A 22023-nucleotide genomic window follows, 5' to 3' on the forward strand; every position below is an offset into this window, starting at 1 on the left:
CCGCCTTCGCCTGCGCCGCTCCGCTCGCGCATGCGGCGGACCATCGCTTCAACGTCGGCACGGGCGTCGAGGCCTCGCCGCCGCGATGCTGCGCGCGGCCGGCGGCGGCTGGCGCGGCGGCGCGGTGGGCGTGGCCGTTGGGGTGGCGTCGATGGCGGTCGTCGACGGCGAGGCGATCGGCGCGATCGCCGCGGTATCGGGCAGCGCGGGCGCGGTGGGCGCCGGCGGCGTCGGCAGCGTCTTCGCGGCCCCGGCGGGCAGGGCGACCGCGATCGTGCGCTCCATCGGCGGATAGCAGATACCGTCGGTCTGGCAGCCCTGGAAGCGCGCGGTCAGCTGCAGCATGCGGGCGGCGGTCGCCGTGCGCGCGACCGGCAGCGCGAACTCGGCCTCGTCGAAGTACACGGCGACGTTGCCGAAGTGCTCGTCGCGATGCGCCTTCGCCGGCGGCCACGCGGGCGCGCCGAGCGCGATGCCGGCGGCGCGGCTCGCGGCATCGAGGCGGAACGTCGTGCGGTCGCGGTAGAGGTAGTAGCCGGGCGCCGGCGTGAAGCGCACGAGGATCCGTCCGCCGTCGCCCGGGATCGCCTCGAAGCCGAAGGCCTGCTGTTCCGGCAGCGGCGCCGCATCGGTGCCCGGCGCGGCGCCGCGCGCACGGCCGAACGGCGACCCGCCGAACGGCGAGGCCGCGGACGTGTCGTCCGCCACGGGCAGCGCCACGGTGAGCTTGCGGGTCTGCGGCGGATAGCAGACGCCCGCGTCCGCGCAGCCCTGGTACTTGATGGTGACGACCGTGCTGGCGGCGGTCGGGGTGCCGGGCAGTCGGCCGACCAGCTCGCCCCGATACGTCTCGACGTCGCCGAAGAACTCGTCCCGGTGCGCATCGCCCTTGGGCAGCTGCAACGGCTGCGCGTCGAAGCCGGCGTTGGCCTGCGCGGCGGTGCGGTGGCGATAGAGGTAGTAGCCCTTCGCGATCGTCCACCGCAGCTCGATCGCGCCGTCGGTGTAGCGCGCGCTCGGCACGAAGACCTGGTCGACCGGCGGCAGCTGGTCGGGCGTGATCGCGCCCGCCGCGGGCGCGGCCGCGAGCAGGAGCGGGGCGAGCAGCCGCGCGAGGCGGCGGAGCAGGTCAGGCATCGTCACGGCTCTGGGCGCGGACCCAGTCGAGGTAGTCGGGCGCGCCGTCGCACACGTCGAGCGCGAGCAGTTCCGGCACGTCGTAGGGGTGCAGCGCATGTACGCGGCCGAACACGGCCGGGATGCGCTCGGCCATCGTCTTGATCAGCAGCAGCACTTCGTCGCCGTGGGCGATGCGATCCTCCCAGCGATAGGTCGAGCGCAGGCCGGGCAGTCGCTGCACGCAGGCGGCGAGGCGTTCCGCCACCAGCGCGGTCGCGATGCGATCGGCCGAGGCGTCGTCGGGGCAGGTGCAATGGATGACGACGGCGGGCATGCGCCGATTCTACCGGCGCGCGTCGCCGGGCCACGGCGCCGGGCCGGGCACGGCGCGTTCCACGCACGGCCGCCCGCGCCGGGTGGCGCGGGCGGCAATCGACTCAGTTGAGCTGGCAGGTCGCCGGCTTGGCCGAATTGAACAGCTCGGCCGTCGCCCACTCGGGGTGGTCGATGAAGGGATTGCGGTTGCCCTGGAACTGGTAGACCACTTCCTCGCGGGCGCGCTCGGCGGCGTCGGGCGGGTCGGCGCGATGCCAGGCCAGCAGCGTGGACAGCAGGCCCATGTAGGCCGGCGAGGCGGACGTGATCACGATCTTCGTGCGGTCGTCGGTGAGCTCCAGGTCGGGCTCGCCCTGGCCGCGCGAATCGCGACCGCCTTCATAGCGGATCGCCATGTACAGCACGCCACGGGCGACGTCGCCCTTGCGGCGATTCCAGACCTGGAACGCGCCGCCGTTGCCGTCGGGCCCCTTCACCCAGTTGGAGTTGCCGGGGTAGACGCCGGTGCCGCCACCGGCGCCCGCGTTCGCCTCGGTCGCGCGCTCGCCGCAACCGCCGGCGACGGTGCAGTCGGCATACGGCTTGTTGCCGCGGTCGGCGTTGTAGGTGGCGTCGGAGAGGAAGAGCATGTGCAGGTCGGTGTACGGCGCATTGTCGAGGCCGAGATCGCCCGTCGGGCTGCCGAAGCCGAGCGAGTTCGGCCACGTGTGCTCGCGGTTGTAGGTCAGCCCGGTGCCGGTCCCCGAGCGCTCGCTGCCTTTCACGTAGCTGCGGTTGCGATAGACGTCCAGGATGCGCGAGGCCGAGGCCGGATCCTCGTCGGCGATCTCCAGCACGTCCCACGTGTCGGTCGCGCTCGAGCTGTACGGATAGACCGTGTGGTTGCGGATCGTCGCGTTCAACGAGCAGCGCAGCTGGCTCGCGCTCGATGTGTTGACCTTCGACCAGTAACCGGCGGTCGCGCTGGCGACGGTGAACGTCGATGTCGTGTTCGCGGCCGGGTGCGCGCCGCCGGCATCGGTGATGCGCGCGGCGCTCACCGTCAGTGTGCAGGACTCGCCCCCGCGCAGTACGATCGACTTCGACAGCGCGAACGTGGTGCCGTTCGCCGCATGCGACAGCGCCACCGGGCCCGAGACGCTGCACTGCAGCGCGAACGCGCCGGCGGTCGCCGACACCGGCTCGCTGAAACCGACGGCCAGGTCGCTCGCGGCCGGGAAGCCGCTCGTGCCGTTGGCCGGCGTCGTCGACGTGACCTGCGGCGGTGGATTGGGCGCCGCGAACGTCTGGCCGCGGTTGCAGGTGCCGAAGGTCTGCGTCGCCGACGCGTTCCAGGCGAACTGCGCGTAGGCGCTGCCCGTGCCGCCGAGCTGCAGCGAGGTCCCGGCGGCATTGGCACCGGTCTCCGCGACCGGCAGGTTGCTGCTGGTGCGGCCCGCGGCGACGCCGTTGGACGCGGTGATCGCGCCCTCGTAGCTGAGGAATTGCACGAGCTGACCGCTGGCATTCGCCAGCGCGATGCCGTCGCTCGGTCCGTTCTGGATCCCGTTGCTCGGGTAGCTCACAACCGCGATGCGCACCTGCGCGCCACAGGCCACGAGGCTGCCGGCGGGAACGGGGTCGTCGTCGTAGATCACTGCCGCCGACGGCGTCGAGCCGTTGTAGAGCTGCACCCGCCAGCCGCTCAGGCTTTCGCCCGCGGTCGCGACGATCTCGATGCGTTCGCCGACGTCGCCGGTCGACGTCGCGTCGTCGTAGTGGACCTCGTTGATGAAGACCGACGCTTGGGACGCGAGCGGCGCGGCCGCCAGCATCAACAGGGCGGGGGCAAGGCGGGACGACAGGCGCATCGCGGCTCCGGGCGGCGGAAGGGCCGGGCGATGCTAAGCGGGGTCTGCGGTGATTCGGCAGCATTCCGACAGACGGTGGCCGGAACTGCTTATCGTTACCGTTATTCCGTCAGTCGCGCGGCTTGCGAACCCGGCCCGTGCGCAGCTCGGCCATCTGCTCCATCAGCTCGACCAGGGGCGCCTGGCTGCGCGGCGGCAGCCGGCGGAACGCGGCCAGCATGCGCAGTTCCAGCGGTTCATCGACCATCGCCGCGTCGACCGCCGCCACGCCGTCGAGCGCGTCGTCCGCCGACATCCCCATGCGTCCGCGCCCGGTGGCGAGCCATTCGAACTGCACCGCGGTAACCGTCGCGACCCGCCGGAGGTTCGCCATGCTCGGACTCTTGCCCTGCACGGCCTCCCAATGGCTCACCGCGCTGCGCTGGACGCCGACGGCTTCGGCAAGGGCCGCCTGCGAGAGGTTCGCGTAGCGACGGGCGAGCCGGATCCGCTGCTGGGAATTCATGGAAAGTGACGCTCCGCGTCAGGTTGAGGTTGCTCGAGGGCCGGGTCGCTACCGATCGTCACTACGCTACCGATAAGCTCCGAAGGATGTCCGATTCAGGTCACACTTCGCGCTGAAGATCGCGTTAACGCCGGTAATGAATACGATTTCATAGTTGGCCGCTTTCCATACGCTACCGGAATCGGACATGCATCGCCACCGGTGGCCACTTCCCGAGGTGACGCGACCGTCACACAATCGCCCCACGTCGACACGGAACCGTCGATCGGACATGGGGTCAGGTCCCTGGGACGTGCGCTGGACCGCGCAAGCTTGGAATAGCCGTCCTTTAGACCAGAGAGCGCGTTTCTTCGGGACGCGCTCTTTTTTTGTCCGCGTGTTTCGTGGGTTCGAGGCATGTCGCAAGACGCCCGGTCGGCGACCAATTGCGTGAAGGCCCCTTGAAAGCGCGCCGGGCCACTCCATATCCCGCCCCGTCCGCGATGCGGGCGGGTCGCGCCCCGGGTTTGGCACTCGGGACCGTCGACTGCTAAAATTTCCCGTCTTTCGCTGTTCTTTCAATTACTTACAACATCTGCCGGAGGTTCGTGCATGAACATCAAGCCGCTCTACGACCGCGTGGTCATCAAGCGCATGGAAGAAGAAAAGGTCTCGGCCGGCGGGATCGTGATCCCGGATTCGGCGACCGAGAAGCCGATCAAGGGTGAAGTCGTCGCCGTGGGCGAAGGCAAGGCCTTCGACAACGGCAACGTGCGCGCGCCCAAGGTCAAGGTCGGCGACAAGGTGCTCTTCGGCAAGTACAGCGGCACGGAAGTGAAGCTGGACGGCACCGAGTACCTGGTGGTGAAGGAAGACGACATCTTCGCGCTCCTCGGCTGATCGCGACCTTCCGCATCCCGTATCTCCTTTCGAACACTTTTAGATCGAGGTAACTGCAATGGCTGCCAAGGAAATCCGCTTCGGCGAAGACGCGCGCACCAAGATGCTGCGCGGCGTGAACGTGCTCGCGAACGCCGTCAAGGCCACGCTCGGCCCGAAGGGCCGCAACGTCGTGCTCGAGAAGAGCTTCGGCGCCCCGACGATCACCAAGGACGGCGTGTCCGTCGCCAAGGAGATCGAGCTCGCCGACAAGTTCGAGAACATGGGCGCGCAGATGGTGAAGGAAGTCGCTTCGCGCACGTCCGACAACGCCGGTGACGGCACCACCACCGCGACCGTGCTCGCGCAGGCGCTGATCCGCGAGGGCATGAAGGCGGTCGCCGCCGGCATGAACCCGATGGACCTCAAGCGCGGCATCGACAAGGCGGTCACCGCCGCGGTCGCCGAACTGAAGACCATCTCGCGTCCGTCGTCGACCTCGAAGGAAATCGCCCAGGTCGGTGCGATCTCGGCCAACTCCGACCAGAACATCGGCGACCTCATCGCGCAGGCGATGGACAAGGTCGGCAAGGAAGGCGTGATCACCGTCGAGGACGGTTCGGGCCTCGAGAACGAGCTCGACGTCGTCGAGGGCATGCAGTTCGACCGCGGCTACCTCTCGCCGTACTTCATCAACAACCAGCAGTCGATGCAGGCCGAGCTGGACGACCCGTTCATCCTGCTGCACGACAAGAAGATCTCGAACGTGCGCGACCTGCTGCCCGTGCTCGAGGGCGTCGCGAAGGCCGGCAAGCCGCTGCTGATCATCGCCGAGGAAGTCGAGGGCGAAGCCCTGGCCACGCTCGTCGTCAACACGCTGCGCGGCATCGTCAAGGTCTGCGCGGTCAAGGCGCCGGGCTTCGGTGATCGTCGCAAGGCGATGCTCGAGGACATGGCGATCCTCACCGGCGGCACCGTGATCTCCGAGGAAGTCGGCCTGCAGCTCGAGAAGGCGACGATCAAGGACCTCGGCCGTGCGAAGAAGGTGCAGGTCTCGAAGGAGAACACCACCATCATCGACGGCGCCGGCGAAACCACCGGCATCGAAGGCCGCATCAAGCAGATCAAGGCGCAGATCGAGGAGACCTCCTCCGACTACGACCGCGAGAAGCTGCAGGAGCGCGTCGCCAAGCTCGCCGGCGGCGTCGCGGTGATCAAGGTCGGTGCGTCGACCGAGATCGAGATGAAGGAAAAGAAGGCGCGTGTCGAAGACGCCCTGCACGCGACGCGTGCGGCGGTCGAGGAAGGCATCGTCCCGGGCGGCGGCGTCGCGCTGCTGCGCGCCAAGGCCGCGATCAAGGGCCTGACGGGCGCCAACGAAGACCAGAACCACGGCATCCAGATCGCCCTGCGCGCGATGGAAGCGCCGCTGCGCGAGATCGTGACCAACGCCGGCGAAGAGCCGTCGGTCATCGTCAACAAGGTCGTCGAGGGCACGGGTTCGTACGGCTACAACGCTGCCACGGGCGAGTACGTCGACATGATCGAGGCCGGCATCCTGGATCCGACCAAGGTCACGCGCACCGCGCTGCAGAACGCGGCGTCGATCGCCGGCCTGATGATCACGACCGAAGCGATGGTCGGCGAGCTGCCGAAGAAGGAAGAGCCGGCGATGGGCGGCGGCGGTGGCATGGGCGGCATGGGCGGCATGGATTTCTGATCGCTGCCGCGCCGCGATCGGACTCACTCGCGAGTGCTTCCAACGCGCCGCCGCGCGCCACGGACACCCGCTTGCGGTTCGATGTCGCACCACGGAGAACCCCGCCTCGGCGGGGTTTTCCTTTTTGCGGCCGTTCGTCGCCCCGGCCGAGGCAGAAAGCGCGCTTCCCGTACGACGACGTATGTCCTTGATTCTTCGGAATTCATCAACCGGTACGGTCGCTTGCGACGATCGCTTCGCCTGAACCGTAAAGATTTTGTTGCGATGCAGCGTGCATTCACCATCACGTCTCTTTAACGATAGGCCTGCACCCGACGTGGGGGAGGGAGCAAGGGCCCGCTGCCGGAAACGGCAGCGGGCTTTTTTTTGCCCGGCGTCCCGGCGCGCATGGACAATGGCCGCATGACCGCATCCACCGCGGCGGCCGAGGCCGTCGATGCCCTCGTCGAGCGCGCGCTGCGTCGGCTCGATGCGTCGCCGGCCGCGCACGAGCGACTCGCCGCGGTCGCCCGCGCCAGCGATTTCGCGGTCGACGTGCTGGAACGCGACCCCGCCACGCTCGCGCGCCTCCAGGCCGACGACGGCGCCACGCCCACCCAGGCCCCGAGCCTTGATCCCGCCCTGCCCGGCGACTGGGGCACGCAGCTGCGCCGCTATCGGCGTGCCGAATCCACGCGGCTCGTCTGGCGGGATGTCGCCGGTCTCGACGACGTCGATGCGACGCTCGCCGGCAGCACGCGGCTGGCCGAGCGGTGCCTGCAACTCGCGCTTGAGGCGCTCGAGGCGCAGTTCGTCGCGCGCCACGGTCGCGTGCGCGATGCCGAGGGCGTCGAACAGCGCCTGGTGGTCTTCGGCCTCGGCAAGCTCGGCGGCGGCGAGCTGAACTTCAGCAGCGACATCGACCTCGTCTACGCCTACGAATCCGGCGGCGAATCGGACGGGCCGCGACCGCTCGACGCGGAGGGCTACTTCACCCGCCTCGGCCAGCAGCTGGCGAAGCTGCTCGACGAGGTCACGCCCGACGGCTTCTGCCACCGGGTCGACCTGCGGCTGCGCCCGTTCGGCAGCGCGGGACGAATCGCATGGTCGTTCCCGGCGCTCGAGCAGTACTTCCAGCGCGAGGGGCGCGACTGGGAACGCTACGCCTGGCAGAAGGCGCGACCCGTCGCGGGGGACGTGGAGGCGGGCGAGCGCTTCCTCGCGATGCTGCGTCCGTTCGTGTATCGGCGTTACCTCGACTTCGGCGCGCTCGACGGCCTGCGCGCGATGAAGGCGTCGATCGCGGCCGAGGTCGCGCGACGCGAGCTGGTCGACGACGTCAAGCGCGGCCCCGGTGGCATCCGCGAGATCGAATTCCTGGTGCAGGCGCTGCAGCTGATCCGCGGCGGGCGCGAGGCACCGCTGCGCGAGCGTCGCCTGCTGCCCGCGATGCGCGCCCTCGTCGATGCCGGGCATCTCGACGCCGAGACCGGCGATGCGCTCACCGCCAGCTATCGCCATCTGCGTCGGGTCGAGAACCGCCTGCAGATGCTGCGCGATGCGCAGACACATGCGCTGCCGGACGACGACGTCGCGCGCGCGCGGATCGCGACAGGCCTCGGCGAGCCGTCGTGGGACGCGTTCCTCGCGCGACTCGATGGCGTGCGCGCACGCGTCACCACCGAGTTCAACGCGCTGCTCGCCCCGCGCACGCGCGACGCCGCCCCGGGCGCACTGGCGACGTACTGGATCGCACTGCCGGAGTCCGGCGATCCGGCCGTACTGGCCGACGCCGGGTTCGAGCCCGCGTCGGAAGCCGACACCGTGCTGCGCGACTTCGCACGCGCCCCGGCGGTGCGCGCGCTGTCGGACGCGACGCGCGCGAGGCTCGATCGCGTCCTCCCCGCGCTGCTCGCCGCGGCGGCCGACTCGCGCGAGCCGATGCTCGCGCTGCGGCGCCTGCTCGCGCTGGTGTCGAACGTGCTGCGGCGCTCGGCGTACCTCGCCCTGCTCGACGAGCAGCCGGCGGCGCTCGCGCGGCTCGTCGACGTGGTCGCCCACAGCGCGCTGCTGGCCGAGCGGCTCGCCGCGCATCCACTGCTGCTCGACGAATTGCTCGATGCCCGCGTCGCCGGCGGGCTGCCGGATGCCGAGGCGCTCAAGGCCGCCTGCGCGGACGCGGTCGCCGACATCGACGACCCGGAGCAGGCGCTGCGTGCGCTCAACGAGGCGCGCCATGCGTCGAGCTTCCGGGTCGCGATGGCGGTGCGCGACCGTCGGCAGCCGGCGGCGGACAGTGCCTGCCAACTCGCGGGCCTCGCCGATGCGGTCGTCGCGCAGGTGGTCCGCATCGCACGCGGCGAAGTCCGCGCCGCGAGCGGCAGCGTTCCCGGCGCGCGCTTCGCGGTGCTGGGCTACGGCAGTCTCGGCGGCGGCGAGCTCGGCTTCGGCTCGGACCTCGACCTCGTCTTCCTCTACGACGCGCCGCCGGGCGTCGAATCCGACGGCGCGCGTCCGCTCGATGCCCAGCGCTGGTTCGCGCGGCTCGGTCAGAAGGTCGTGGCGCTGCTCGGCGCGCCCACCGGCGCGGGCCGGCTATACGACGTCGACGTGCGCCTTCGACCGGACGGCGCGAAGGGCTTGCTGGTGTCGAGCCTCGCGAGCTTCGCGGCGTACCAGCGCGAACGCGCGTGGACGTGGGAGCACCAGGCACTGGTGCGGGCACGCTGCATCGAGGGCGATGCATCGCTCTGCGCGGACTTCGAGCGCGTGCGCGGCGAGGTGCTCGGCCGCGCGCGCGACCGCGACGCGGTGATGCGCGAGGTCGGCGCGATGCGCCATCGCATGCGCGCCGAGCTCGACCGCAGCGATGCCAGCGCGTTCGACCTCAAGCAGGGCGAGGGCGGGCTCGTCGACCTCGAGTTCCTGCTGCAGGCGCTGGTGCTGGCCGAGGCGTCGCGCGCGCCGGCCCTTCTCGCGCCACGCGGCACACCCGCATTGATCGCCGCCTGTCGCGATGCCGCCGCGCTTTCGCGCGAAGGCGCGGAGCGCTTGGCGTCGGCGCATGCGCTGATGCTCGAACGCGGGCTCGACTGCACGCTCGACCGTCGCGCACGCCGCGTGCCGCCCGATCCGGCGATCGACGCGGCGCGGGAAGCCGTACGTGCGACGGCGCGTGAGTGCGGGCTCGACTTCGACGCCACCGCGCCGTGATCGCGATCCGTGCCGCCCGCATCGCGGACGCGGCGGAAATCGCACGCCTGTCGGCCCAGCTCGCCGATCCGGTGACGCCGGAGTGCATGGCGGTCCGGCTCGCGGCGTTCGTGGATGACGCGCCCCGCGCCGCGTTCGTCGCGGACACCGGTGACGCGCTCGCAGGCTGGATCGCCGTCGAGCGACGCATGACCCTCGAAACGGGCGAGGCGTTCGAGATCACGGGACTCGTCGTCGATGCGGCGCAACGCAGGTCCGGTGTCGGCGCGCGGCTCGTGGCGGCCGCGGACGCATGGAGGGCGGCGCAGGGCGGGCAGGGGCTCCTCGTGCGTTCGAACGTGGTGCGCGCGGCGTCGCATGCCTTCTATGCCTCGCTCGGCTTCCAGTTCGCGAAGACGCAGCACGTCTACCGACGCGCGCCACGCGGCTGACGTCCTTCAGCGCGATGGCACGTCCGGCAGCCCGAAGCGTGCCCGCAGCAGTGCAGCGATGCGTTGCGTCTCGCGCAGCGGTTCCGCGTCGAACAGTGCGAGCGCGGCATCGAGTGCGCGCACGCGGCCGCTGGCGAGCAGCGCGTCGACGAAGCGTCGGGGCCGACCGCGGACCTGCCGCGCCCCCGCGACGAACACGGGCACGCGCGTTGCCGAGGCTTCGGACAGCATGTTCACCGAGTCGGCGGTGCAGACGATGCGGTCGGCCCAGCCCAGCAGGGCCGCATAGGGATTCCGCCCGTCCACCGAACCGGTCCAGACGATGCCGGGCAGCCCGCGCAGCCGCTTCTTCACGCGTGCGACGAGCGCGGGGGGCGTACGTCGGGAGGTGGTGGCGAGCACGCTGCCGCCTTCGCGCTCGACGACCGCGCGCACGTCGCGCAGCCAACGGTCGAGATGGCCCGCGCGCATTGCCATGTGCGAGGTCGGACCCCCGATCAGCAGCGCGGTGCGCGGGCCGGGCAGGGTGCCGAACGAAGCGAACGCCGCGCGCGCCGCGCCGAGCCACGTGTCCTGCACCGGATTCAGCGAACCGACGAGGTCGAGCACGTTGTCGCCGCGCAGGCGGTCGTGGCGCGGCACCACGATCGCGTCCCAGTGCGTGCTGCGCAGGCGCGGGTCGAGGATCTGCACCACGGGCACGCCGCGTGCGTGCAGCAGGCGCGTCGCCAACGCCGCCTGGCGGCCGCAGCCGATCGCCAGCGTGTCCGTCGGCGGGTCGTCGAGAAGCGGACGGAACGTTCCACCGAACGCGCCGTCGGCGCCGGGCAGCACGCGCGGCGCGATCCAGCGCCACGGCGCGGTCGGCGTGAGCACGAGGTCGCGCACCGGTAATTTCAGTGCATCCGCGAGCGCACGCGCCTGCCGGACGTTGCCGGCATGACCATCGGTGAGCAGCAGCAATCGGGTCGGGGGAGAACGTTGCACGCGTCGGATCGATCCGTTCCGGGGCCGGCCACGGCCGTGGAGCGGGCACGACTCTACACTGCGGCTCCCCCTGTCGAGGACCGTTCCATGTCGAGCCCGCTGTCACAGGAGGCGCTGGACCAGCTGTTCGTCGCCGCGCGCACCCACAACCGGCTGACCGGCGACGTGCCCGACGAGACGCTGCACCGTCTGTACGACCTCGTGAAGCTGGGCCCGACGGCCGCCAACGCGACTCCCGCGCGCTTCGTGTTCGTGAAGTCGGCCGAGGCCAAGCAGCGGCTCGCGCCCGCGCTCGACGAGGGCAATCGCGAGAAGACCCTCGCCGCGCCCGTCACCGTGATCGTCGCGCACGACCTCGCCTTCTACGAGAAGCTGCCGTACCTGTTTCCGCATGCCGATGCGAAGAGCTGGTTCGACGGCGCGCCGGAGGCCACGTTGCAGACCGTGGCCATGCGCAACGGCTCGCTGCAGGGCGCTTACCTGATCCTCGCCGCTCGCGCGCTGGGCCTCGATACCGGCCCGATGTCGGGCTTCGACAACGCGAAGGTCGACGCCGAGTTCTTCGCCGGCACCCGCATCCAGTCGAACTTCCTCGTGAATCTCGGGGAAGGCGACGCGGCCCACATCTTCCCCCGCTCCCCGCGCCTGCCGTTCGACGAAGCGGCGCGGATCCTCTAAGCGACATCCACGTTCCAGGAGCTCGACCATGTTCAAGCGCATCGCCCTCGCGGCCGCCCTCGCCGCCGTCTCCACCGTCGCGTTCGCCGCGCCGGTCAGCTACGCCATCGACGCCAACCACACGAGCGTCACCGCCTCGTGGAGCCACTTCGGGCTCTCGCACCCGGTCGCGACCTTCAACCAGGTCGAGGGCACCATCGTGTACGACGCGCAGAACGTCGGCGCCTCGTCGGTGAAGGTGACGCTCCCGCTCGCGGGCCTGGAGTCCGGCGTGGCCGCGTTCGACGAGCACCTGCGCGGCGAAGGCTTCTTCGATGCCGCGAAGTACCCGTCGGTCACGTTCGCCAGCACGAAGGTCGAGGCAGTCGGCGGCAAGAAGCTCCGTGTGACGGGCGACCTGACGATCAAGGGCGTGACCAAGCCCGCGGTGCTCGACGTCACCCTCAACGGCGCCGGCCCGCATCCGATGAGCAAGCGCGAGGCGATCGGCTTCGATGCCACCGCCGTCGTCAAGCGCAGCGACTTCGGCGTCGACAAGTACGCGCCGAACGTGAGCGACGAGGTGCAGATCCGTATCACCACCGAGGCTTCGGTGCCGAAGGCCGAGGGTGAGCGTGCGAAGGCGGTCGTCCCGCCGAAGAAGAAGTAAGCACGACGATGATCATCGAGCGCCCGGGCGATTCGCGCGGCCACGTGACGCACGGTGGCTGGCTCGACAGCCGCCACACGTTCTCGTTCGGCAGCTACTACGACCCGCAGTGGATGGGCTTCGGGCCGCTCCGCGTGATCAACGAGGATCGCGTCGCCGGCGGCGGGGGCTTCCCGCCGCACGGCCACGCGAACATGGAGATCCTGTCGATCGTGCTCGACGGCCAGCTCGCGCACAAGGACAGCGCGGGCGGCGGCGGCACGGTCGGGCGCGGCGAAGTGCAGTGGATGAGCGCCGGCCACGGCGTGCAGCACAGCGAATTCAATGCGTCGAACAGCGAGGCCGTGCACTTCCTGCAGGTCTGGATCCAGCCCGACCGCGTCAATGCGTCGCCGGCCTATGCGCAGCGCGCGCCCCGAGCCGGGGACGACGACGGCACGTGGGTGCTGCTCGCCTCGCCGGACGGCGCGGACGACAGCATCGCGATCCGCCAGCACGCGCGCCTGCATCGCGCCGTGCTCGGTGCGGGTGCGAGCGTCGTCCGCACGCTCGACAGCGACCGGCGCTACTGGCTGCAGGTCGCGCGCGGCACGGTGATGGCCGCCGAACACGTGCTGCGGGCGGGCGATGCGCTCGGCTTCGTCGACGAGGGCGGCCCGCTGCACGTCGAGGCCAATGGCGAGGCCGAGGTGCTGCTGTTCGACCTGCCGCGCTGATCGCGGCGCGTCCGGCGCCGCGACGCCGCCCGAACGGCATCGGCGGCGTCTACCGGACGGCGCGGCACCGTGTGCGACGCGGGCCTTCGGACGTCCGGGGTAGAATCCGCGGCCTCATCGCCGCGTCCTCCCGTCCATGACCGACCGCACCGCTCCAAGCGCCCCGCAGACCGCCGAGCCGGCCAACGCCCGGCAGCGCTACGTCGTGGGCCTCAAGGACCTGCCGCTCAGCTGCCCGCTGCCGGAAATGGCGCTGTGGAACTCGCATCCGCGCGTGTTCCTGCCGATCGAGGCCGAGCGCGAGTGCCAGTGCCCGTACTGCGGCGCGCACTTCGTCCTGGAAGAGTGAGTTCGCCGCGGCGCCGAGCCCGGTCATGGCCGCCATCGCCCCGCCCCCACGCCGGCTGACGGTCGTCCAGCTGCTGCCCGCGCTGGAATCGGGCGGTGTCGAGCGCTCCACGCTGGAGATCGCCCAAGCGCTGGTGGAGGGCGGGCATCGTGCCGTCGTCGTTTCCCGGGGCGGGCGCCTCGTGCCGCGGCTCGAAGCCCTCGGTGCGACGCACGTGGCCCTCGACATCGGGCGCAAGTCGCCGCTGGTGGTGCGCCACGTGCCCGCGCTGCGGCGCGTGATCCTCGACTGCGGCGCGGACGTCGTGCACGCGCGCTCGCGCATGCCGGCCTGGCTCGGCGTCATGGCGCTGCGCGGCATCGATGCGCCACGCCGGCCCCGGTTCGTGACGACGGTGCACGGCCTGAATTCCCCGTCGCGCTACAGCGCGGTGATGACACGCGGCGAGCGCGTGATCTGCGTTTCGCGCACCGTGCGCGACTACGTGCTTCGCCATTACCCCGCGACCGATCCGTCGAAGCTCCGCGTCATCCCGCGCGGCGTCGAGGCCGCGGCGTTCCCGCGCAGGCCGATGCCCGACCGCGAGGCCCGCGACTGGGCCGCCGCGCAGCATCCGGCGCTGGCCGGCGACGCGCCGCTGCTGCTGTTGCCCGGTCGCGGGACCCGGCTCAAGGGCCACGGCGACGGACTCGCATTGCTGGCGCGGCTTCGTGCGGACGGCTCCGACGCGCGCCTGTGGCTACCCGGTGCGCGCGAGGCCGGCCGCGAGGCCTACATCGCCGAGCTGGAGGGCGACGCGGCGCGGCTCGGCGTGGCCGATGCGATCGCCTTCACCCCGCCGACCGATGCCATCGCGCGCGCGTACGCCGCGAGCGATCTCGTCCTGCAGCTCTCGCGCAAGCCGGAGTCGTTCGGGCGCACGGTGATCGAGGCGTTGTCGGTGGGCCGCCCCGTGCTCGGCTGGGCCCATGGCGGCGTCGGCGAGCTACTGGAGGAATTCGAGCCGCGCGGCGGGGTTCCGCCGTTCGACCTCGACGCACTTCATATCGCCGCACGCGACCTGCTCGCACGGCCTCCCGTCCCGCCCGCTAGCATTCCGTACACCCTGCAGGCCCTCCAGGAGTCGACGCTTGCCGTCTATCACGAACTCGTCGGCTGACACGGTGCCGGAAACCGGCTGGCGCTGGGCGCCGGCATGGGTGCTCGCCTTCGTCGCGCTGTGGCCGGCGCCCGGCTATGCCGAGGCGGTGCTGGCGATCGGCGCCGTGGCGGCGATGGTGCTGCTCGCGCGGGCGCGCTTCCGCGGCGGCACGCGGCTGCTCAGCGGTCCGGCCTGGGCGCTCACCAGCGCGATGTTCGCGGCGTACTGGGTGCCGCGACTCGTCTCCGCGTTCGACACGTTCGACCCGCCGCGCGCGCTGCTCGACGCCGCCGCGGACCTGCGCCACCTGCCGTTCCTGTGGCTCGTCGCCGCCTCCGTCGCGAACACCGAGAGTCGCCGGCGCACCTTTTCGGGCCTCGCCGTCATCGTCGCGATCTGGGTGGCCGACGCGCTGCTGCAGGCGCTCACGGGGTACAGCCCGATCTTCTCGCTGCTCGACCAGGCCAAACAGGCCATCAGCGGCCGGTCGATGTGCCCGGCGGACGCCGCCGTCGCCGTCGACCGCCTGAGCGGGTTCCTGGGGCCGTGCAACCTCAAGCTCGGCCAGGTCGTCGCGAGCCTCTCGCCGTTCCTGCTGCACGAGGCCGCGCGCCGGTTCCGCGCGCCGGGCTGGCTGGCGGCCGCCGCCGCGGTCGGGCTCGTCATCGTGCTCGCCGGGTCGCGTGCGTCGTGGATCACCTACGGGCTGGTGCTGCTGTTGTCGGGCTGGCGCCTGCTCGGCTGGAAGCGCCTGCTCGGCGTCTTCGCCTTCGGTGCCGTCGCGCTCGCAGTGCTCACCGCGACGGTGCCGCAGGTGCGCGACCGCATCGAACGCACCACGCTCGTGCTCGCCGGTGACCACCACGACGTCGACAGCGCGCTGTCGGGCCGCGGCCGTATCTGGTCGGCGGCCACGTGCATGGTGCGCGAGCACCCGGTCAACGGCGTCGGCGTGCGTCGGTTCCGGCAGGCCTTCCCGGCCTGCGATCCCCTGCCCGGCCAGGTCGCCGAATGGGGCGAGGGGCCTGCACTGCACGCGCACCAGATCGTGCTGGAGGTGCTGAGCGAGACCGGCGTGCTCGGCCTGCTGCTCTGGCTCGCGGGCGCCGCGCTCGCCTGGCGTGCCTGGCGGTTCTCGGATGTCGCCGCGCGTCGACAGGCGCGTCCCGCCATGCTCGCGCTGGTGGTGACGGTGTTCCCGTTCAACACGCACCTGGCGTTCTATTCGACGTTCTGGGGCGGTCTCACGCTCATGCTGTTCGCGCTCTACGCCGGCAGCCTGCTCGCGACGGATCGCGCGCAGCCGGAGCGCGCGCCGTCATGAGCCAGGCGCCGAGCACGACGAGCGCGGGCGACCGTCCGCACGGCAACACCGGCCTCCGCACCGGCCTCGCCGTGCTCGCGGCGGCGGCACGGCTGCCGTGGCCCGTGCAGCGCGTGCTCGGTCGCGCGCTGGGGGCGCTCGCCTACGCGCTCGCGCCGTCGCGACGGCATGCCGCGGACGTCAACCTTCGACTGTGCCTGCCCGAGCTCGATGCGGCGGCGCGCGGGCGCCTGCTGCGCGAGACGTTCCGCGACTTCGGCATCGGCCTCTTCGAATTCGCCCGCGCCTGGTGGGGCGAGGTCGCGCCGGTGCGCGAGGACGTCGTCATCGAAGGTCTCGACGAACTCAAGGCGCTGCGCGCGAACGGTCGCGGCGTGCTGCTGGTCTCCGGCCATTTCATGACGCTCGAGATCTGCGGGCGCCTGCTGTGCGACCACGTGCCGGTGGCCGGCATGTACCGGCGCTACCGCAATCCGCTGATGGAATGGGCGGTCAAGCGCGGCCGGCTCCGTTACGCCGCGGCGATGTTCGCGAACGACGAGATCCGCGCGGCGATGCGCCACCTCAAGCAGGGCGGCGTGCTGTGGTACGCGCCGGATCAGGACATGCGTGGCAAGGACACGGTGTTCGCGCCGTTCTTCGGCGTGCCGGCCGCGACCATCACCGCGACGCACCAGTTCGCGCGCCTGACCGGCTGCGCGGTGGTGCCGTTCTTCCATCGCCGCGAGGGTGGCCGCTACGTGCTGCGCATCGCCCCGCCGCTCGAGGATTTCCCGTCCGCCGACGCGGCCGTCGACAGCGCGCGGGTCAATGCGGCGATCGAGGCCATGGTGCGGGAAGCGCCGTCGCAGTACCTGTGGATCCATCGCCGGTTCAAGCGCCGACCCGGCGACGCGGCCTCTCCGTACTGATGCGCGACGCGACGTCCCGCGACCCCGCCGAACGCCTGCTGCGCACGCTCTATTCGCTCGCGCTGTACGTGCTGACGCCGGTCACCGTCTATCACCTGATCTGGCGCGGCTTCCGGCAGGCCGCCTATTTCGAGCGCTGGAGCGAGCGCTACGCGGGCTTCGGCCCGCCACGCGCCGAGCGCGTGCTGTGGGTGCATGCGGTCTCGGTGGGCGAGGTCAATGCGGCGATTCCGCTCGTCGACGCGTTGTTGCGCACGCGGCCGGACCTCCGCCTGCTGGTCACCACGATCACGCCGACCGGTTCGGCGCGCGTGCAGGCGTTGTGGGGCGACCGTGTCGAGCACGTCTACCTGCCCTACGACCTGCCGGGTGCCGTGGCGCGGTTCCTGCGCCACTTCAGGCCGTATGCCGCGCTCATCATGGAGACCGAGCTCTGGCCGAACCTGCTGTTCGGCTGCCGCGACGCGGGCGTGCCGCTGTACGTGCTCAATGCGCGGCTCTCGGCGCGCTCGCTGCGCGGCTATCGCGTGCTCGGCCCGCTCGTGCGCCGCGCGCTCGCGACCGTGCGGGGCGTGGGCGCGCAGTCGCATGCGGATGCGCGCCGCTTCGTCGCCCTCGGCGCACCGGCCGACCGGGTGCAGGAGACCGGCAACCTCAAGTACGACCTCGAACTTCCCGATGCCGTGTCGACCTTCGGCGCCGCCTGCGTCGCGCGTCGCGGCGGGCGCCCGGCGTGGATCGCGGCGAGCACGCACGTCGAGGAGGAGGCCGCGGTGCTCGCCATCCACCGTCGCCTGCGCGGCCGCTGGCCCGACCTGTTGCTGCTGTGGGCGCCGCGCCATCCCGAACGCTTCCGTGCCGCCGCCGAGCAGGCGACCGCCGCCGGGCTGCGCGTCGCGCGGCGTTCGGAGAACGGCTGGCCGGGCGCGGACTGCGACGTCTTCGTGGTCGACACGCTCGGCGAGCTTCTCGGCTTTTATGCCTGTGCCGACGTGGCCTTCGTCGGCGGCTCGCTGCAGGAGGTCGGCGGGCACAACCTGCTCGAGCCTGCGGCGACCGGCACGCCGGTCGTGACCGGACCGCACCTGCACAACTTCGCCGACATCTCGAGCAAGCTGTCGGCCGCGGGCGCGCTGCGCATCGGCGTCGATGCGGAGGCGGTCGGCGATGCGCTCGACGCGCTGCTCGCGGACCCGGCGGCGCGCGAGGCGATGGTGACCGCCGGGCGTGCGCTCGTCGAATCGGGCCGCGGCGCCCTGCAGCGCACGCTCGCGCTGGTCGACGACGCGCTGCCTTCGTCGTCCTGACACCCACGAAAAAGGCCGCCCGGAGGCGGCCTTCGTCGATCGCACGCGCGCCGGTTACGGCGTCGGCGCGTTCACGGTCAGCAGGCGGTTGACCTCCTGCACATCGTCCGCGTCGAGCGTGCCGGCCGCCTGCTCGAGGTTCAGGCGCGACTGCAGGAAGTTGTAGCGGGCCTGCGCGTACGCGCGCTGCGCGTTGAACAGGTTCTGCTGGTTGTTCAGCACGTCGAGCACGGTGCGCGTGCCGACTTCGAGGCCGACCTGCGAGGCCTCGTACGCCGCGCGTGCGGACGTCAGCGCCGAGCGGCGCGCCTCGACTTCGCTGATGCCGGCGGCGAGCGACTGGTAGGCCGCGCGCGTGTTGCGCGTCAGCGCGCGACGCTGCTGCTCGAGCTGGTCGGAGGAGACGTCGCGCTGCGCGATCGCCTGACGCACGCGCGACGCCGTCGCACCGCCATTGAAGATCGGCACGCTCAGGGTCACGCCGAGCGTCGGGCCGCGGCTCTGGCTGTCGATCGGGTTGGTCGACGAGAACGCGCCGGTACTGAAAGTGCTGTCCCCGGTCGTCTTGCGGTCGCCGAACGAACCGGTGAGGTACAGCGACGGCCAGTAGCCCGAACGCGCCGTCTCGATGTTCTCTTCGGCCGAGGCGACCTGTTCGCGCGTCGCGCGCAGCGCCGGGTTGTTGTCCATCGCCTTCGCCACCCATGCATCGGCGGCGCCTTCGGCCGGCAGCACCGGCTGGAAGTTGTCGGGCAGCGCCTTGAGGGCGGCGACGGGCTGGCCGGTGATCTCCGCGAGCGCCTGGTAGGCGTCCTCGACCGCGTTGCGCGCGAGGATCGTGTTGGCGCGCGCGTTGTCGTACTGCGCGCGGGCCTCGTGCACGTCGGTGATCGGCGCGAGGCCGACTTCCAGGCGCTTCGACGCGAAGTCGAACTGCTTCTTCAGCGCCTTTTCCGACGCTTCCGCGGCGGCGAGCGTCTCGAGCTGCACGAGCACGTTGAAGTAGGCGGCCGACGTCCGCGTGATCAGCGAATCGCCCGCGGCCTCGACCTGGTACTCGCTGGCGCGGCTGAGCGCCTGCTGGCTGCGCAGCGTGGTGAAGCGCGCGCGGTCGAAGACCATCTGCTGCAGGTTGACGCCGAGCGAGCGCGTCGTCGTGTTCGTCTCGGTGTCGCCGCTGAAGCGCACCGGCTGGCCGGTCGCGGGATCGAACTGGGTCTGCGACGCCGGGCCTTCGCTGCGCGAGCGGGTGAGCGTCGCGCTGCCGTCGAGCTGCGGCAGCATCGCCGCGCGCGCCTGCACGGCGCCCTCGCGGGTCGCGCGGGCCTGCGCCTCGGACACCGAGAACTGCGGATCGTTCTCGCGGGCGAGCTGGTAGACCTGCATCAGGTCGGCCGCGGGCGCGGCGACGGGCAGCAGTGCGAAGGCGAGGGCAAGGACGAGCGGGCGGCGGATCATGTCGGAAGTTTCCTGGCTGGCCGCGCATCCGGCGCGGCGTCGTCGTGGCAAACCGGCATCCGGCGCGCGCAGGACGCGCGCGACGGACTCAGAGGTGGAACACGGGCACCGGAGCGGCACCGGCGAGATAGGGGATATCGGTTTCGAACAGCGATTCGATGCGCGGCGCGTCGCCGTCGCGCGTCACGCGCACGGCTTCCATTGCCGGCGCGCGGCCGCGCACGATGAACATGCGACCGCCCGGCTTGAGCAGCTCGAGGAAGCGCTGCGGAATGCTGTCGACGGCGCCATTGACGCAGATCGCGTCGTAGCGGCGCTCGGACGTCCACGCCAGCGCATCGGCGACCTCCACCCGCGCGTTGGTGATGCCGAGCGCGTCGATGCGCGCCTGCGCGGCCTGCGCGAGGTCGGCATGGCGCTCGAGGCTCACCACGTCGCGCGCCAGGCGGGCGAGGCAGGCGGTGACGTAGCCGCTGCCCGTGCCGATCTCGAGCACGTCGTCGGTCTCCCTCGGCACCAGCGCTTCCAGCGCGCGACCGGCGAGCACCGGCTTGAGCATGAACTCGCCGTGGCCCAGCGGCAGCGAGACGTCCGCATAGGCGACGCCGAGGTAGGCCTGCGGCACGAAGCGCTCGCGCGGCATCGCGGCGAGCACGTCGATCACGCGCGGCTCGAGCACGTCCCAGGGGCGGACCTGCTGCTCGACCATCAGTTCGCGGGCGTGGGCGTAGTCGGGCGTCATCGGCGTGGATCGTTGGGGAAAAGGACCGCGATTCTACCGGGGCGGGCCCGTCGCTTCGGGAGTTCAGGATCGCGTGCGGCGGTCCATACGCCCGAGTGCCGGAAGTCACCGGGACCGAGGTCACGCATCGCGGGCCTGCCCGGCGCGGCCGTACGCGCGCAGGAAGAACTCGACGCAGGCGGCGACGTGCGCCTCCGGCGTGAGCTGCAGGTCGCTGCAGGCGCAGCCGAAGACCAGCCGTGCATGCGGCTCGCCCTTGAGCAGGGTGAAGAACTGCGAGGCGGCGAGCGCGGTGTCGGGCACGTCGAGCTCGCCGGCGGCGACGCGCGCATCGAGCAGCGCGGCGAAGCCGTCCTGCACGCGCCGCGGGCCGGACTCCCAGAACATCCGCGGCAGCTCCGTGTTGGCGAGCTGCGGGCTGCACAGGATGCGATGGCCGGCGACCGCCTCGGGCGCCGAGATCATCGCGTAGAACGCCGTCGCGATGCCCTGCAGGCATTCGCGCACGGGCACCTCGGGACAGTCCTCGAACAGCGAGGCGGGCATCCCGTTCGCGCAATGCGATTCCACCGCTGCGGCGAACAGCGTCTCCTTGTCGCCGAAGTGGCTGTAGACCGTGAGCTTGCTGACGCCCGCCTCGGCGGCGATCTGGTCCATCGAGACCGCATCGAAGCCGAGCTGCACGAACAGCTTCTTCGACGCCTCGAGCACGGCCTCGCGCTTGGCGAGGTCTTTCGGACGACCGGGGCCCGTCGCGCGGGGCGCGGGCGGAGTCGCGGGACGGCGGGAGCGGGAAGCGGCCATTGGTCGGAATCCTAACGTAAATACTGGACCGATGCGTTCGGTAATTTTACAGTACCGCCCGGTTCATTAATTCCCCCTGAGGCGCCATGCGTACCGCTTCCCTCACCGCGGCCCTGTCCGCCGCGCTGCTGGCCACCGTCCTCACCGGCTGCGGCCCGGCCCCTGCGGCCGCCGAGCGCCCGCGGCCCGTCCTCGTCACCCGGCCCGGCGCCGACGCCCCCGGCGGGGATGCCTACGCCGGCGAAATCCGCGCGGCGGAAGAAGCGGTGCTGTCGTTCCGGGTCGGCGGGCACGTGGTCGAGCGGCGGGTCGACGTCGGCGACCGCGTGCGCCGCGGGGACCTCCTGGCCGTGCTCGACGCCGGCGACCTCGCCGCGCACGCGCGTGCCTCGCAGGCCGAGTTCGCCGCCGCGCAGGCGCAGCTGCAGCGCGCCCGTGCGGACCAGGCCCGCTATGCGCGCCTCGGCCGCGACCAGCTCGTCAGCCGCTCGACGGTCGACGCCCAGAACGCCGCGGTCGCCGCTGCGCAGGGGCAGGCGAATGCGGCGCGCGCCGGACTGGAGGTCGCGCGCAACCAGGCCGCCTACACCCAGCTGCGCGCGCCGCGCGACGGCGCCATCGCCACCCGCTCGGCCGAAGCCGGGCAGGTGGTGGCACCGGGGCAGCCGGTCTTCACCCTCGCCGCCGACGGCCGCCGCGAAGTCGCATTCGCCGTGCCGGAGGGCGCGGTGCGCCGGCTCAAGCCCGGCATGCCCGTGCAGGTCGAGCTGTGGTCGACCCCCGGCCGGCGCATCGGCGCGCGGATCCGCGAGATCGCGCCCGCGGCCGACCCGGCGTCGCGCACGTTCGCCGCCCGCGCCACGCTCGACGGCGACGAGGCCGAACTCGGCTCGAGCGCGCGCGTCTTCGTCGGCGGCGCGGCCGCCGCCCCGGTGAGCCTGCCGCT

21 protein-coding genes are annotated in these 22023 nt (G+C 71.6%); 13 read left to right on the plus strand and 8 right to left on the minus strand.

The window, feature by feature from the left end:
- Positions 1–48: 48 nt before the first annotated feature.
- From ACY35P_RS11475 to ACY35P_RS11490, 4 genes are all read right to left on the minus strand, one after another.
- Complete coding sequence (locus ACY35P_RS11475) at positions 49–1137, minus strand: protein-disulfide reductase DsbD N-terminal domain-containing protein (RefSeq protein WP_462115969.1); 1089 nt, start codon at positions 1135–1137, stop codon at positions 49–51.
- Positions 1130–1453: a divalent-cation tolerance protein CutA gene (cutA, locus tag ACY35P_RS11480; RefSeq protein ID WP_462115970.1), complete on the minus strand. Its 324-nt coding sequence runs from the start codon at positions 1451–1453 to the stop codon at positions 1130–1132. The genes ACY35P_RS11475 and cutA overlap by 8 nt, the downstream gene beginning before the upstream one ends.
- A 103-nt stretch (positions 1454–1556) precedes the next feature.
- A complete protein-coding gene (locus ACY35P_RS11485) occupies positions 1557–3305 on the minus strand; it encodes an endonuclease (protein WP_462115971.1) in 1749 nt (582 codons plus the stop codon).
- A gap of 109 nt (positions 3306–3414) precedes the next feature.
- Positions 3415–3810: a helix-turn-helix domain-containing protein gene (locus tag ACY35P_RS11490; protein ID WP_462115972.1), complete on the minus strand. Its 396-nt coding sequence runs from the start codon at positions 3808–3810 to the stop codon at positions 3415–3417.
- A 591-nt stretch (positions 3811–4401) separates the two neighbouring features.
- Between ACY35P_RS11490 and groES the strand changes: the two genes are divergently transcribed.
- From groES to ACY35P_RS11510, 4 genes are all read left to right on the plus strand, one after another.
- Complete coding sequence (gene groES / locus ACY35P_RS11495; protein ID WP_462115973.1) at positions 4402–4689, plus strand: co-chaperone GroES; 288 nt, start codon at positions 4402–4404, stop codon at positions 4687–4689.
- A gap of 58 nt (positions 4690–4747) precedes the next feature.
- Entirely contained in the window at positions 4748–6388 is a 1641-nt protein-coding gene (gene groL, locus ACY35P_RS11500) for a chaperonin GroEL (protein WP_462115974.1), read from the plus strand.
- A gap of 402 nt (positions 6389–6790) precedes the next feature.
- On the plus strand, positions 6791–9580 hold the full coding sequence (gene glnE / locus ACY35P_RS11505; RefSeq protein WP_462115975.1) for a bifunctional [glutamate--ammonia ligase]-adenylyl-L-tyrosine phosphorylase/[glutamate--ammonia-ligase] adenylyltransferase: 2790 nt from the start codon (positions 6791–6793) through the stop codon (positions 9578–9580).
- Positions 9577–10011, plus strand: coding sequence for a GNAT family N-acetyltransferase (locus ACY35P_RS11510; protein ID WP_462115976.1), 435 nt, complete (start codon positions 9577–9579; stop codon positions 10009–10011). Before glnE ends, ACY35P_RS11510 begins: the two co-directional genes overlap by 4 nt.
- Positions 10012–10017: 6 nt before the next feature.
- On the opposite strand, the gene ACY35P_RS11515 is transcribed toward ACY35P_RS11510, so the two are convergent.
- The gene (locus ACY35P_RS11515) at positions 10018–10998 is read right to left on the minus strand and encodes a mitochondrial fission ELM1 family protein (protein WP_462115977.1); all 981 of its coding nucleotides are present in this window, start codon (positions 10996–10998) and stop codon (positions 10018–10020) included.
- 87 nt (positions 10999–11085) lie between these two features.
- Here ACY35P_RS11515 and ACY35P_RS11520 point away from each other — a divergent pair, with 87 nt between their 5' ends.
- The 8 genes from ACY35P_RS11520 to waaA all read left to right on the plus strand — a co-directional run bounded on the left by ACY35P_RS11520 (position 11086) and on the right by waaA (position 18073).
- Positions 11086–11676, plus strand: a complete 591-nt coding sequence (locus tag ACY35P_RS11520) for a malonic semialdehyde reductase (RefSeq protein ID WP_462115978.1) — start codon at positions 11086–11088, stop codon at positions 11674–11676.
- Positions 11677–11704: 28 nt separating this feature from the next.
- Positions 11705–12325, plus strand: a complete 621-nt coding sequence (locus ACY35P_RS11525; protein ID WP_462115979.1) for a YceI family protein — start codon at positions 11705–11707, stop codon at positions 12323–12325.
- A gap of 8 nt (positions 12326–12333) precedes the next feature.
- The gene (locus tag ACY35P_RS11530) at positions 12334–13041 is read left to right on the plus strand and encodes a pirin family protein (protein ID WP_462115980.1); all 708 of its coding nucleotides are present in this window, start codon (positions 12334–12336) and stop codon (positions 13039–13041) included.
- Between the two features lie 136 nt (positions 13042–13177).
- Positions 13178–13390, plus strand: coding sequence for a zinc-finger domain-containing protein (locus ACY35P_RS11535; RefSeq protein WP_462115981.1), 213 nt, complete (start codon positions 13178–13180; stop codon positions 13388–13390).
- Between the two features lie 25 nt (positions 13391–13415).
- Positions 13416–14549: a glycosyltransferase gene (locus ACY35P_RS11540; RefSeq protein WP_462115982.1), complete on the plus strand. Its 1134-nt coding sequence runs from the start codon at positions 13416–13418 to the stop codon at positions 14547–14549.
- The gene (locus ACY35P_RS11545; protein ID WP_462115989.1) at positions 14530–15855 is read left to right on the plus strand and encodes an O-antigen ligase family protein; all 1326 of its coding nucleotides are present in this window, start codon (positions 14530–14532) and stop codon (positions 15853–15855) included. Before ACY35P_RS11540 ends, ACY35P_RS11545 begins: the two co-directional genes overlap by 20 nt.
- Positions 15852–16766: an LpxL/LpxP family Kdo(2)-lipid IV(A) lauroyl/palmitoleoyl acyltransferase gene (lpxL, locus tag ACY35P_RS11550; protein WP_462115983.1), complete on the plus strand. Its 915-nt coding sequence runs from the start codon at positions 15852–15854 to the stop codon at positions 16764–16766. Before ACY35P_RS11545 ends, lpxL begins: the two co-directional genes overlap by 4 nt.
- A complete protein-coding gene (gene waaA, locus ACY35P_RS11555; RefSeq protein WP_462115984.1) occupies positions 16766–18073 on the plus strand; it encodes a lipid IV(A) 3-deoxy-D-manno-octulosonic acid transferase in 1308 nt (435 codons plus the stop codon). Before lpxL ends, waaA begins: the two co-directional genes overlap by 1 nt.
- A 54-nt stretch (positions 18074–18127) precedes the next feature.
- Here the strand turns inward: waaA and ACY35P_RS11560 are convergent, their stop codons facing one another.
- The 3 genes from ACY35P_RS11560 to ACY35P_RS11570 all read right to left on the minus strand — a co-directional run bounded on the left by ACY35P_RS11560 (position 18128) and on the right by ACY35P_RS11570 (position 21077).
- Positions 18128–19531, minus strand: coding sequence for a TolC family outer membrane protein (locus ACY35P_RS11560; protein ID WP_462115985.1), 1404 nt, complete (start codon positions 19529–19531; stop codon positions 18128–18130).
- 88 nt (positions 19532–19619) lie between these two features.
- Positions 19620–20273: a protein-L-isoaspartate O-methyltransferase family protein gene (locus ACY35P_RS11565; RefSeq protein WP_462115986.1), complete on the minus strand. Its 654-nt coding sequence runs from the start codon at positions 20271–20273 to the stop codon at positions 19620–19622.
- 120 nt (positions 20274–20393) lie between these two features.
- A complete protein-coding gene (locus ACY35P_RS11570) occupies positions 20394–21077 on the minus strand; it encodes a TetR/AcrR family transcriptional regulator (protein ID WP_462115987.1) in 684 nt (227 codons plus the stop codon).
- 86 nt (positions 21078–21163) lie between these two features.
- On the opposite strand from ACY35P_RS11570, the gene ACY35P_RS11575 reads away from it, so the two are divergent.
- Positions 21164–22023: efflux RND transporter periplasmic adaptor subunit (locus ACY35P_RS11575; RefSeq protein WP_462115988.1), on the plus strand; the 860-nt coding region annotated here is incomplete at its 3' end.

This window comes from Lysobacter xanthus (assembly GCF_047159895.1).